A 12,466-nucleotide genomic window follows, 5' to 3' on the forward strand; every position below is an offset into this window, starting at 1 on the left:
GTGCAGCCATCGCACCACGGCTCATTCTTGCTTGAGGTCCACTGAATATTATGTCCATGACTCCCCGTGAAATCGTCCACGAACTCAACCGCCACATCATCGGCCAGGACGATGCCAAGCGCGCCGTCGCCATTGCCCTGCGCAACCGCTGGCGCCGCATGCAACTGCCCGAAGAGCTGCGCGTTGAAGTAACGCCAAAGAACATCCTGATGATTGGCCCGACCGGTGTCGGTAAAACCGAGATCGCCCGTCGCCTGGCCAAACTGGCCAATGCGCCGTTCATCAAGGTCGAAGCGACCAAGTTCACTGAAGTCGGCTATGTCGGCCGCGACGTCGAGTCGATCATTCGTGACCTGGCCGATGCCGCGATCAAGCTGCTGCGCGAACAGGAAATCGTCAAGGTTCGCCACCGCGCCGAAGACGCCGCCGAAGAGCGCATCCTCGATGCATTGCTGCCACCGGCGCGCATGGGCTTCAGCAGCGACGACGCCCCGACTGCCGACTCCAACACCCGCCAGCTGTTCCGCAAGCGCCTGCGCGAAGGTCAGCTGGATGACAAGGAGATCGAAATCGAGGTCGCCGAAATGACCGGCGTCGATATCTCCGCGCCACCGGGCATGGAAGAAATGACCAACCAGTTGCAAAGCCTGTTTGCCAACATGGGCAAGGGCAAGAAGAAAGCCCGCAAGCTCAAGGTCAAGGAAGCGCTCAAGCTGGTGCGCGACGAAGAAGCCGGTCGCCTGGTCAACGATGAAGAGTTGAAGGCCAAGGCCCTGGAAGCGGTCGAGCAGCACGGTATCGTGTTCATCGACGAAATCGACAAGGTCGCCAAGCGTGGCAATTCCGGTGGCGTCGATGTGTCCCGCGAAGGCGTGCAGCGCGACCTGCTGCCGCTGATCGAAGGCTGCACCGTCAACACCAAGCTGGGCATGGTCAAGACCGACCACATCCTGTTCATTGCTTCGGGTGCGTTCCACCTGAGCAAGCCGAGCGACCTGGTGCCCGAGCTGCAAGGCCGTCTGCCGATCCGTGTCGAACTCAAGGCCCTGACCCCTGAGGATTTCGAACGCATCCTCAGCGAGCCTCACGCCTCGCTCACCGAGCAATACTGCGCTCTGCTGAAAACCGAAGGCCTGGGCATCGAGTTCCAGCCGAGCGGCATCAAGCGCATCGCGGAGATCGCCTGGCAGGTCAACGAGAAAACCGAAAACATCGGTGCCCGTCGCCTGCACACCCTGCTCGAGCGCCTGCTCGAAGAGGTGTCGTTCAGCGCCGGCGACCTGGCCAGCGCCCATGACGACAAGGTGATCCAGATCGACGCCGACTACGTCAACAGCCACCTGGGTGAATTGGCACAGAACGAAGACCTGTCCCGTTATATCCTGTAAGCCATACTTACAGCGATAGAGATCCTGTGGGAGCGAGCCTGTGGCGAGGGGGCTTGCCCCCGTTGGGGCGCGAAGCGCACCTAAAACCAGCCACCGCGATCCTGAATCAGAATGCGGTGATCGGTTTTACGACTGCTTCGCAGTCGAACGGGGGCAAGCCCCCTCGCCACAGGCTCGCTCCCACAAGGTTCTGCACAAGACGGACATCTGGCCATGATCCCCACCGACATCAAGCTGCACAAAGCCTCGAAAACCCTGACGCTCAAATACGCGTCCGGCGAGGAGTACACCCTGCCCGCCGAGTTCTTGCGCGTGCACTCTCCTTCCGCCGAGGTCCAGGGCCACGGCAAACCCATCCTGCAATTTGGCAAGATCAACGTAGGACTGACCAAGGTAGAACCCGCCGGTCAGTACGCACTGAAATTGACCTTCGACGACGGCCACGACAGCGGCTTGTTCACCTGGGAATATCTGTACGAGCTGGGGCGACGTTATGACGCACTCTGGGAAGATTATCTGGCCGAGCTAAAAGCCGCCGGAAAAACCCGCGACCCGAACGAATCCGTCGTCAGGCTGATGCTCTAATCCGAGCCTTTTGCTCATTAGAGGGCATTTTCTAATTTCATCTGTTTGAATGCTCCGCTCCAGGGCCGTCGATTGGCCTGCTTGCGAAAAAAATTAAACTCGGGTAACCAATGGAACTGGCAAGTTCCCTGCAGTGCTCTCTGCATTAAAAAAGCAGCGATGCAGTATTAACGGTCACCCCGAGCAGTAGTACCTGGCATTGGCTGTGTGACTACACAGCAGGACCCGGTACTCGTCTCAGGACAATGGAGCGTCGTAGATGAGTAACAAGAATAACGATGACTTGAAGAGTCAAGCCTCGGAAAACACCTTGGGGCTGAATCCTGTCGTTGGACTGCGTGGAAAGGATCTACTGGCTTCTGCTCGAATGGTGCTCAGGCAGGCCATCAAGCAACCGATTCACAGCGCCAGGCATGTCGCTCATTTCGGCCTGGAACTCAAGAACGTGCTGCTCGGCAAATCCGAGCTGCTGCCGACCAGCGATGACCGTCGTTTCGCGGATCCGGCCTGGAGCCAGAACCCGCTCTACAAACGTTATCTGCAAACCTACCTGGCGTGGCGCAAGGAACTCCACGACTGGATCGACGACAGCAACCTGCCGGCCAAGGACGTCAGCCGCGGGCACTTCGTGATCAACCTCATGACCGAGGCCTTCGCCCCGACCAACACGGCGGCCAACCCCGCGGCGGTCAAGCGCTTCTTCGAAACCGGTGGCAAGAGCCTGCTCGACGGCCTCTCGCACCTGGCCAAGGACCTGGTGCATAACGGCGGCATGCCGAGCCAGGTCAACATGGGTGCATTCGAGGTCGGCAAGACCCTTGGTGTGACCGAGGGCGCGGTGATCTTTCGCAACGACGTGCTGGAGCTGATCCAGTACAAGCCGATCACCGAGCAGGTGCATGAACGCCCACTGCTGGTGGTACCGCCGCAGATCAACAAGTTCTACGTTTTCGACCTGAGCCCGGAAAAGAGCCTGGCGCGATTCTGCCTGCGCAACAACATGCAGACCTTCATCGTCAGCTGGCGCAACCCGACCAAGGAGCAGCGCGAGTGGGGCCTGTCGACCTACATCGAAGCGCTCAAGGAAGCGGTTGATGTGGTCACCGCCATCACCGGCAGCAAAGACGTGAACATGCTCGGTGCCTGCTCCGGCGGCATCACCTGCACCGCGCTGCTGGGCCACTACGCGGCAATCGGCGAGAACAAGGTCAACGCCCTGACCCTGCTGGTCAGCGTGCTCGACACCACCCTGGACAGCGACGTGGCCCTGTTCGTCGACGAGCAAACCCTGGAAGCCGCCAAGCGCCAGTCGTACCAGGCCGGTGTACTCGAAGGCCGCGACATGGCGAAAGTCTTCGCCTGGATGCGCCCCAACGACCTGATCTGGAACTACTGGGTCAACAACTACCTGTTGGGCAACGAGCCGCCGGTATTCGACATTCTGTTCTGGAACAACGACACCACCCGGTTGCCCGCCGCGTTCCATGGCGACCTGATCGAGATGTTCAAAAGTAACCCGTTGACCCGTGCCGATGCACTGGAAGTGTGCGGTACGCCGATCGATCTGAAGAAGGTCACCGCCGACATCTTCTCGCTGGCCGGTACCAGCGACCACATTACCCCGTGGCGCTCCTGCTACAAGTCGGCGCAACTGTTCGGGGGCAACGTTGAATTCGTGCTGTCCAGCAGCGGACACATCCAGAGCATTCTGAACCCGCCGGGCAATCCGAAATCGCGCTACATGACCAGCACTGAAATGCCCGCCAATGCCGATGACTGGCAGGAAGAGTCGACCAAGCACGCCGACTCCTGGTGGCTGCACTGGCAGGCGTGGCAGGCACAGCGTTCGGGCAACCTGAAAAAAGCTCCGCTGAAATTGGGCAACAAGGCCTATCCCGCGGGTGAAGCCGCGCCAGGCACCTATGTGCATGAGCGGTAACTGACACACCTCGCCCTACTGTAGGAGCGAGCTCGCTCGCGATGGACGTCAACGATAACGCGCACTGCCTGGTTAACGTGTCGTCCTCGCGTTTTTCGCGAGCAAGCTCGCTCCTACAGGGGATCGGGGAAGAATTTGAGAAAGCGACACACAGGGCCAGAAGCATGCCGCAACCCTTCATATTCCGTACCGTCGATCTGGATGGCCAGACGCTCCGCACGGCGGTACGCCCCGGCAAGCCTCACTTGACGCCCCTGCTGATATTCAACGGCATCGGCGCCAACCTGGAGCTGGTGTTCCCGTTCATCGCTGCACTGGATCCGGACCTGGAAGTCATCGCCTTCGACGTACCCGGCGTCGGCGGTTCGTCGACACCAAACCGGCCGTACCGTTTTCCGAGCCTTGCGAAGCTCACGGCGCGGATGCTCGACTATCTCGACTACGGGCAGGTCAACGTCATCGGCGTGTCCTGGGGGGGCGCCCTGGCCCAACAGTTCGCCTACGACTATCCGGAGCGCTGCAAGAAACTCGTGCTGGCGGCAACGGCGGCGGGTGCGGTGATGGTACCGGGCAAGCCGAAAGTGCTGTGGATGATGGCCAGCCCGCGACGCTACATCCAACCGTCCCACGTGATCCGCATTGCGCCGATGATCTACGGCGGCGCTTTCCGTCGCGACCCGACGCTGGCCGCGAGCCATGCGGCCAAGGTGCGTTCAGCGGGCAAGCTCGGATACTACTGGCAGCTGTTCGCCGGCCTCGGCTGGACCAGCATCCACTGGTTGCACAAGATCCGCCAGCCGACCCTGGTACTGGCCGGCGACGATGACCCGCTGATCCCGTTGGTCAACATGCGCTTGCTGGCCTGGCGGATCCCCAACGCCCAGTTGCACATCATCGATGACGGGCATTTGTTCCTGATTACCCGGGCCGAAGCGGTGGCCCCGATCATCATGAAATTCCTGGAAGAGGAGCGCCAGCGCGCGGTGATGCATCCGCGTCCGGCGCCATTGGGCAGCTAAACCGCTGCATCAGCGGCCGGCAGGACGCCACGCCGCGCAACAACCCGTTACAGCGTCTATGGTGTTCTGGTTCGGTGTGTTTGTTTTTAGCCTGAAGACGAAGGAGTGTTGACTCATGCGCGAGAAACCAGCGAGGGATTCCTTACCGACTCCCGCCGCGTTCATCAATGCACAGAGTGCGATTACCGGCCTGCGCGGTCGGGATCTGTTATCGACCCTGCGTAGTGTGGCCGCCCATGGCTTGCGCAATCCGGTGCACAGTGCCCGACATGCCCTCAAACTCGGCGGCCAGCTTGGTCGTGTGCTGCTGGGCGAAACCCTGCACCCGACCAACCCGCAGGACGCTCGCTTCACCGATCCGGCATGGAGCCTCAACCCGTTTTATCGGCGCAGCCTGCAGGCCTATCTTAGCTGGCAGAAACAGGTCAAGAGCTGGATCGACGAGAGCGACATGAGCCCGGACGACCGCGCCCGCGCCCACTTTGCGTTCACCTTGCTCAACGACGCCGTATCACCCTCCAACACCCTGCTCAATCCACTGGCGGTCAAGGAGCTCTTCAATTCCGGCGGTAACAGCCTGGTGCGTGGCATCAGCCATTTGGTGGACGATCTGCTGCACAACGACGGCCTGCCCCGGCAAGTCACCAAGCAAGCATTCGAGGTTGGCAAGACGGTCGCCACCTCCACCGGAGCCGTGGTGTTTCGCAACGAACTGCTGGAGTTGATCCAGTACAAACCGATGAGCGAAAAGCAGTATTCCAAGCCCCTGCTGGTGGTGCCGCCGCAAATCAACAAGTACTACATTTTCGACCTGAGCCCCCACAACAGCTTCGTCCAGTACGCGCTGAAAAACGGCCTGCAAACCTTCATGATCAGCTGGCGCAACCCGGATGTGCGTCACCGCGAATGGGGGCTCTCGACCTACGTGGAAGCCGTAGAAGAGGCCATGAATGTCTGCCGGGCGATCACCGGCGCACGGGAGGTCAACCTGATGGGCGCTTGCGCCGGCGGTCTGACCATTGCCGCGCTGCAAGGACACCTGCAGGCCAAACGGCAGCTGCGCAGGGTGTCCAGCGCAACTTACCTGGTGAGCCTGCTCGACAGCCAGATGGACAGCCCCGCAACGCTGTTCGCCGACGAACAGACTCTGGAAGCCGCCAAACGCCGCTCCTATCAGAAAGGTGTACTGGACGGCCGCGACATGGCCAAGGTCTTCGCCTGGATGCGCCCCAACGATTTGATCTGGAGCTACTTCGTCAACAACTACCTGTTGGGCAAGGAGCCACCGGCGTTCGACATTCTCTACTGGAACAACGACAACACGCGCCTGCCGGCCGCCCTGCATGGTGACCTGCTGGACTTCTTCAAGCACAACCCGCTGACTCATCCGGGCGGCCTGGAAGTGTGTGGCACGCCGATCGACTTGCAGAAGGTCACCGTCGACAGCTTCAGCGTCGCCGGCATCAACGATCACATCACGCCGTGGGACGCGGTGTATCGCTCGACGCTGTTGCTCGGTGGCGAGCGGCGCTTCGTGCTGTCCAACAGCGGCCATGTGCAGAGCATCCTCAACCCGCCGAGCAACCCGAAAGCCAACTACGTCGAGAACGGCAAATTCAGCAGCGACCCACGGGCCTGGTACTACGACGCCAAGCGTGTCGATGGCAGTTGGTGGACCCAATGGCTTGGCTGGATTCAGGAACGCTCCGGTGCGCAGAAGGAAACCCACATGGCGCTCGGCAACCAGAACTATCCACCGATGGAGGCAGCACCCGGTACTTACGTGCGCGTGCGCTGACGTTCAACGAGCCACGGCCACTGTCGGCCGTGGCAAGACCCGATCATTAAGAAGACTGGATGAAAACCCGCGACCGGATCCTCGAATGTGCCCTGCAGTTGTTCAATCAGAAGGGCGAACCGAATGTCTCCACCATGGAAGTTGCCAATGAGATGGGCATCAGCCCGGGCAACCTCTACTACCACTTCCACGGCAAGGAGCCTCTGATTCTCGGGCTGTTCGAGCGTTTCCAGGGCGAACTGGCCCCCTTGCTCGATCCACCGGCCGATGCCGAACTGGCACCCGAAGAATACTGGCTGTTCCTGCACCTGATCGTCGAACGCCTGTCCCACTACCGGTTCCTGTTCCAGGATCTGTCGAACCTCGCCGGGCGCCTGCCGAAACTGGCCAAGGGCATTCGCAACCTGCTCAATGCACTCAAGCGCACACTGGCGTCGCTGCTGGCACGATTGAAGGCGCAAGGGCTGCTGGTCAGCGATACCCAGGCACTGGGGCAACTGGTGGAGCAGATCACCATGACGCTGCTTTTTTCACTGGACTATCAGCGGATTCTTGATCGTCAGGGCGAAGTGCGATTGGTGGTTTACCAGATCATGATGCTGGTGGCGCCGCACCTGCTGCCATCGATGAAGGCCGCGACCGAACAGATGGCGATGGAGTACCTGGAAGACCACGAATAACCCTGACACCCACATTGGGCTTGTGTCGGTCAGAGATTCGCACACAAACAAAAACGCCCGACCTTCACAGGCCGGGCGTTTTCTTGAGCCCTGAAAATCAGGACTGACTGGTTGGCGTCGATGGAGCTGGCGCGACAGTCGGGGTGACCGCAGGGGTCGGTGCGGTAGCGGAGTTCGACGCGCTGACCGGAGCGGCCGGCGTTGCCGGTTTGGCAGCTGCCACTGCTGGTTTTGGCGCAACGGCCTTTGGAGCTGCCGGCTTTTTCACCGCTGGTTTTTTCGCCGCAGCGGGTTTGGCCGCTGCAGTTTTCGCTGCAGGCTTGGCGGCCGGTTTAGCCGCTGGTTTGGCGGCGGCTTTTGCAGCCACCGGCTTGGCTGCAGGTTTGGCTGCGGCCGGTTTGGCGGCTGCAGTTTTAGCCGCAGGCTTGGCAGCAGGTTTAGCCGCTGCTTTTGCCAGTGGCTTGGCTGCGGTTTTGGCAGCAGGCTTGGCTGCCGCGGTTTTCGCCGCAACAGGCGCAACCTTGGCACCGGTCAGTTTTTCGATTTGCTTGGTCAGGGTTTCGACCTTGCTGTGCAGTGCCTTGACCTCGTTGCGGCTCGGTACGCCCAGACGCGAAATGGCGCTGTTCAGACGCTTGTCGAAAGCACCTTCCAGCTCATCCCACTTGCCCAGTGCGCGATCTTTCACGCCGCTGATGCGCGACTTGGCCGAAGAAGCGGAGTCCTTGGCGGCGTCGACAGTCTTGCCAACAGCGCTCTTGGTGAGCTTCTCGGCTTTCTCGCCGTCCTTAACCAATGCATCGAAGAGTTTGCTGCCGTCAGTGTCGATCTTCGAGTACACGCCTAAACCAGCCAGCCAGATTTTTCGGGAGTAATCTTCAACCTTCCCGATCCACGAGCTGCCTTCTTTTTCGGTTTTCTTTTTAACAGCCATCCCGTTCTCCTTAAGATTTACGCGCGACACGTTCGAGCAATGCCGTCAGCTCATCGAGCTTAGCAGAGAGTGTCTCAACGTCATGTTTAGACGGAATACCGATACGATTCAAGGTACTTGCGACACGCGTGTCGAACGCCTTCTCGACCTTGTCGAGTTGAACCTCGACCTTGCCTTTGAAAGTGCTGACTTCACTCTTGGCTTCATCGATCTCGGCATTGGCCGCTTCAAGCTTCTCAGCGACTACCTTTTTGCCTTTCTTTTCAACAACCTGACCAGCCTTGATCAGCTCTTGAAAGTACTCGCTGCCCTCTTGGCCGACCTTGGCGTAGGCACCCAGGCCTGCCAGCCAGATCTTGCGGGCATAGGATTTGACGTCGCCCAGCGTGCCGGTCGACGGGTCGATTTTTTTCTTCAAAATAACTTTGGCCATGGTGCACCTCACGCGCAGAAGGTTTGAGGAACTGCCCGGGTAAGTGTCGGGCTCTGGCACAAAGTAGGGAGAAAAATTAGAAACGGCACCCTAACAAATGACATAAACCTTTGAGAGCGCCACACAAAAAACTGTGGGAGCGAGCTTGCTCGCGATAGCGATTCATCAGTCAAAATTAATGTCGACTGACACTGCGCCATCGCGAGCAAGCTCGCTCCCACAGGGGATCTCATTACAGCTGGAAATCAGGCCAGGGCCTTGTCGAGCGCCTTTTCGATTTCCGCTTTGATCATGCCGCTCATGGCCGACATCATCAGGCCCAGTTCCACGTCGACCTTGATCGAATCTTCACTGACATGCACCGCACCCTTCACACCCGAGCGCTTGAGGTTCAAGGTGTCGCCGGACCACTGCGGCTCCAGGCCATACTGATCGGAAAGTTTCTGCGCCAGCTTGTCGGCCTTCTCGCGAGCCGCTTCCTTACCCAGGCCATGGGCACGTTCAACACTAATACGGGCCATCAAATGACTCCTGCTTTATGGATGCTTTCCCGAGGCATCTTGACCACTGCTGCGTCAAAACGTCCCGATGGTTGCCCATCTTACCTTCAGCCTTGCCAAGACAAAGCATGCCTTGGGGATTAGAATGTCGCGCATTCTCTTTTGGTGACAGCGATATGACTGATCAGCGCAAAGGCAGCAATGCCGAACCCACCACTCACTTCGGCTTCAAAAACGTTCCGGAAAGCCAGAAAGCGGAAAAAGTCGCTGAGGTTTTCCACTCGGTAGCCGCCAAGTACGACCTGATGAACGACCTTCTGTCGGGCGGCATGCACCGTCTGTGGAAGCGTTTCGCGATCGAACTGTCGGGCGTTCGTGCCGGTAACCGCGTGCTCGACATCGCCGGCGGCACTGGCGACCTGACCAGAAAATTCTCGCACCTGGTAGGCCCTACCGGCCAGGTCGTGTTGGCCGACATCAACGAATCCATGCTCAAGGTCGGTCGTGACCGCCTCCTGGACCTCGGTGTGGCCGGCAACGTCGAATTCGTCCAGGCCGATGCGGAAAAACTGCCGTTCCCGGACAACCATTTCGACTGCGTGACCATCGCCTTCGGCCTGCGCAACGTGACCCACAAGGAAGATGCACTGCGCTCGATGCTGCGCGTGCTCAAGCCGGGCGGCCGCTTGTTGGTACTGGAGTTCTCCAAGCCGACCAACGCACTGATGTCCAAGGCCTACGATGCTTACTCGTTCGCCTTCATGCCGCTGATGGGCAAGCTGATCACCAACGACTCGGAAAGCTATCGCTACCTGGCCGAATCGATCCGCATGCACCCGAACCAGGAAACCCTGAAGTCGATGATGGTCGAGGCCGGTTTCGACCGCGTGACCTATCACAACATGACCGCAGGCATCGTTGCCCTGCACCGCGGCATCAAGCCCTGATGTTGCTCGCCGGCCTGCTCGCCAGCGTTGAACTCGGCCTGAACCGGGTGCTGCGTCTCGACAGCACGGCGCTGCCGCGGCTGGCGCATTTGACCGGCAAGGTGATTGCCGTCGATTGCCGCAGCCCGGTGCTGCAACTGTTCATCCTGCCCAGCGACGAAGGCCTGATGCTCGCCTCCCAGTGGGAAACCGGCGCCGACTGCACCTTGCGCGCACCTGCCTCGAGCCTGTTGAAACTGGCGATGAGCAAGGACAAGACCTCGGTCCTGCACGCCCCTGAAGTCGAACTCGACGGCGACAGCGGCGTGCTGCTGGAACTGGCGGCGATCCTTCAGGACCTGGAGCTGGACTGGGAGTACGAACTCTCGCGCTGGCTCGGCCCGGTGGCCACGCAACTGGTCGGCGGTCACCTGCGCAGCCGCGCCCGCTGGTATCAGCAAGGGTTCGCCAGCCTCAACCAGAACCTGGGCGAATACCTGGCCGAAGAATCGCGCACCCTCGTCGGCCAGCGCGAAGCCGAAGCCCGATTCAGTGAACTGGACCAGATCAAGCTCGATCTGGAACGTCTCGAGGCGCGTTTCGAGCGCCTTTCCCGATCCCTCGACCCAAGCGATAACGCATGAAGCTGCTTGCCGTCCGCCGTCTGTTGCGCATCCAGCGCGTCGTGATCCGCTACCGCCTCGATGACCTGCTGTTCGCCCTGCCGCTGCCCTGGTTCTTGCGGGCGCTGCGTTACGCCTTGCCGTGGCGCTGGTTCCCGCGCAAAACCCTGGACCTGAGCCGTGGCGCGCGCTTGCGCCTGGCGTTGCAGGACCTGGGGCCGATCTTCATCAAGTTCGGGCAGATCCTGTCCACTCGCCGCGACCTGTTGCCCGAGGACATCGCCGATGAACTGATGAAGCTGCAGGACCGCGTACCGCCATTCGACTCGCAAGTGTCGGTCAAGCTGATCGAAGAACAGCTGGGTAAGAAAATCAGCGAAGTCTTCAGCCGTTTCGACGTCGAACCGCTGGCCTCGGCCTCGGTGGCGCAGGTGCACGCCGCGCAACTGAAAACCGGTGAAGAAGTGGTGGTCAAGGTGATCCGCCCGGGCCTCAAACCGGTGATTGCCCAGGACCTGGCGTGGCTGTTCATCCTCGCCCGCGCCGCCGAAAAACTCTCGGCCGATGCGCGCCTGCTGCACCCGGTGGACGTGGTCAGCGATTATGAAAAAACCATCTACGACGAACTCGACCTGCTGCGCGAGGCGGCCAACGCCAGCCAGTTGAAGCGCAACTTCGACGGTTCGCCGCTGCTGTACGTACCGCAAGTCTATTGGGACTGGTGCCGGCCGAAAGTGCTGGTGATGGAACGCATCTACGGTATTCAGGTTACCGATCTGGCGACTCTGGCCGACCAGCGCACGGACATGAAAATGCTCGCCGAGCGTGGCGTGGAGATTTTCTTCACCCAGGTGTTCCGCGACAGTTTCTTCCACGCCGACATGCACCCCGGCAACATTTTCGTCAGCACCGTGAATCCGTGGAGCCCGCAGTACATTGCGATCGACTGCGGCATCGTCGGCAGCCTTACCCCGGAAGACCAGGATTACCTGGCGCGCAACCTGTTCGCCTTCTTCAAGCGCGATTACCGTCGCGTGGCGCAGTTGCACATCGATTCGGGCTGGGTGCCGGCGGAAACCAAGCTCAACGAATTCGAAGCGGCGATCCGTACCGTGTGCGAGCCGATCTTCGAAAAACCGTTAAAAGATATTTCCTTCGGTCAGGTGCTGATGCGCCTGTTCCAGACTGCGCGCCGCTTCAACATGGAAGTGCAGCCACAGCTGGTCCTGCTGCAAAAAACCCTGTTGAACATCGAAGGCCTGGGCCGCCAGCTGTACCCGGACCTCGATCTATGGAACACCGCTCAGCCATTCCTCGAACGCTGGATGCGCGAGCGGGTCAGCCCCAAAGCCCTGCTCGGCAACGTGCACAGCCAATTCGAACAGATCCCGCACCTGGCCAACATGGCCCGCGACCTGCTCGAACGCATGTCCCAACCCCACGCCTACGACCCGCCGCCACCGTGGCGTCGACGCCGTGACGACTGGTTCCTGCGCCTGCTCGGTACGGCCCATCTGGCCGGTGGCGCCGTCCTTGCCGCTGGCGGACCGCTGAACCAGTTGGCCTATTGGCCGGCGGGAATCATGATGGCGGTCGGTTTGTATCTGGTCGTGCGCCGATAGCCAGTTGTGTGAACGACTG

At 60.2% G+C, this 12,466-nt stretch carries 12 protein-coding genes; 9 read left to right on the forward strand and 3 right to left on the reverse strand.

Annotated elements, in window-relative coordinates; translation table 11 throughout:
• Positions 1 to 50: 50 nt before the first annotated feature.
• From hslU to AC1RDQ_RS11670, 6 genes are all read left to right on the forward strand, one after another.
• Positions 51 to 1,388: an ATP-dependent protease ATPase subunit HslU gene (gene hslU / locus AC1RDQ_RS11645; RefSeq protein ID WP_150811968.1), complete on the forward strand. Its 1,338-nt coding sequence runs from the start codon at positions 51 to 53 to the stop codon at positions 1,386 to 1,388.
• A 213-nt stretch (positions 1,389 to 1,601) separates the two neighbouring features.
• Positions 1,602 to 1,973 carry a gamma-butyrobetaine hydroxylase family protein gene (locus AC1RDQ_RS11650; RefSeq protein ID WP_057712361.1) on the forward strand — a complete coding sequence of 124 codons (372 nt, stop codon included), beginning with the start codon at positions 1,602 to 1,604 and terminating at the stop codon, positions 1,971 to 1,973.
• 259 nt (positions 1,974 to 2,232) lie between these two features.
• Positions 2,233 to 3,912, forward strand: coding sequence for a class II poly(R)-hydroxyalkanoic acid synthase (gene phaC / locus AC1RDQ_RS11655; protein WP_492587323.1), 1,680 nt, complete (start codon positions 2,233 to 2,235; stop codon positions 3,910 to 3,912).
• Between the two features lie 164 nt (positions 3,913 to 4,076).
• Positions 4,077 to 4,931, forward strand: coding sequence for a poly(3-hydroxyalkanoate) depolymerase (gene phaZ, locus AC1RDQ_RS11660; RefSeq protein WP_057712363.1), 855 nt, complete (start codon positions 4,077 to 4,079; stop codon positions 4,929 to 4,931).
• Between the two features lie 115 nt (positions 4,932 to 5,046).
• A complete protein-coding gene (gene phaC / locus AC1RDQ_RS11665; RefSeq protein WP_057712364.1) occupies positions 5,047 to 6,729 on the forward strand; it encodes a class II poly(R)-hydroxyalkanoic acid synthase in 1,683 nt (560 codons plus the stop codon).
• 59 nt (positions 6,730 to 6,788) lie between these two features.
• A complete protein-coding gene (locus tag AC1RDQ_RS11670) occupies positions 6,789 to 7,409 on the forward strand; it encodes a TetR/AcrR family transcriptional regulator (protein ID WP_057712365.1) in 621 nt (206 codons plus the stop codon).
• Between the two features lie 97 nt (positions 7,410 to 7,506).
• Here AC1RDQ_RS11670 and AC1RDQ_RS11675 read toward each other — a convergent pair whose 3' ends face one another.
• The 3 genes from AC1RDQ_RS11675 to AC1RDQ_RS11685 form a co-directional block, all read right to left on the reverse strand.
• The gene (locus AC1RDQ_RS11675; protein WP_489339600.1) at positions 7,507 to 8,343 is read right to left on the reverse strand and encodes a phasin family protein; all 837 of its coding nucleotides are present in this window, start codon (positions 8,341 to 8,343) and stop codon (positions 7,507 to 7,509) included.
• A gap of 10 nt (positions 8,344 to 8,353) precedes the next feature.
• Positions 8,354 to 8,776, reverse strand: coding sequence for a phasin family protein (locus tag AC1RDQ_RS11680; RefSeq protein WP_057712367.1), 423 nt, complete (start codon positions 8,774 to 8,776; stop codon positions 8,354 to 8,356).
• A gap of 245 nt (positions 8,777 to 9,021) precedes the next feature.
• Entirely contained in the window at positions 9,022 to 9,297 is a 276-nt protein-coding gene (locus AC1RDQ_RS11685) for a polyhydroxyalkanoic acid system family protein (protein WP_150811973.1), read from the reverse strand.
• Between the two features lie 155 nt (positions 9,298 to 9,452).
• Between AC1RDQ_RS11685 and ubiE the strand changes: the two genes are divergently transcribed.
• From ubiE to ubiB, 3 genes are read left to right on the forward strand one after another with little or no spacing between them, the layout of a single operon-like run.
• Positions 9,453 to 10,223: a bifunctional demethylmenaquinone methyltransferase/2-methoxy-6-polyprenyl-1,4-benzoquinol methylase UbiE gene (gene ubiE / locus AC1RDQ_RS11690; protein ID WP_492587325.1), complete on the forward strand. Its 771-nt coding sequence runs from the start codon at positions 9,453 to 9,455 to the stop codon at positions 10,221 to 10,223.
• On the forward strand, positions 10,223 to 10,846 hold the full coding sequence (locus AC1RDQ_RS11695; RefSeq protein WP_057712368.1) for a ubiquinone biosynthesis accessory factor UbiJ: 624 nt from the start codon (positions 10,223 to 10,225) through the stop codon (positions 10,844 to 10,846). Before ubiE ends, AC1RDQ_RS11695 begins: the two co-directional genes overlap by 1 nt.
• Positions 10,843 to 12,447, forward strand: a complete 1,605-nt coding sequence (ubiB, locus tag AC1RDQ_RS11700; RefSeq protein WP_057712369.1) for a ubiquinone biosynthesis regulatory protein kinase UbiB — start codon at positions 10,843 to 10,845, stop codon at positions 12,445 to 12,447. The genes AC1RDQ_RS11695 and ubiB overlap by 4 nt, the downstream gene beginning before the upstream one ends.
• The last annotated feature ends 19 nt before the right edge of the window (positions 12,448 to 12,466 follow it).

The organism is Pseudomonas sp. GW823-FHT02E01 (assembly GCF_058797535.1).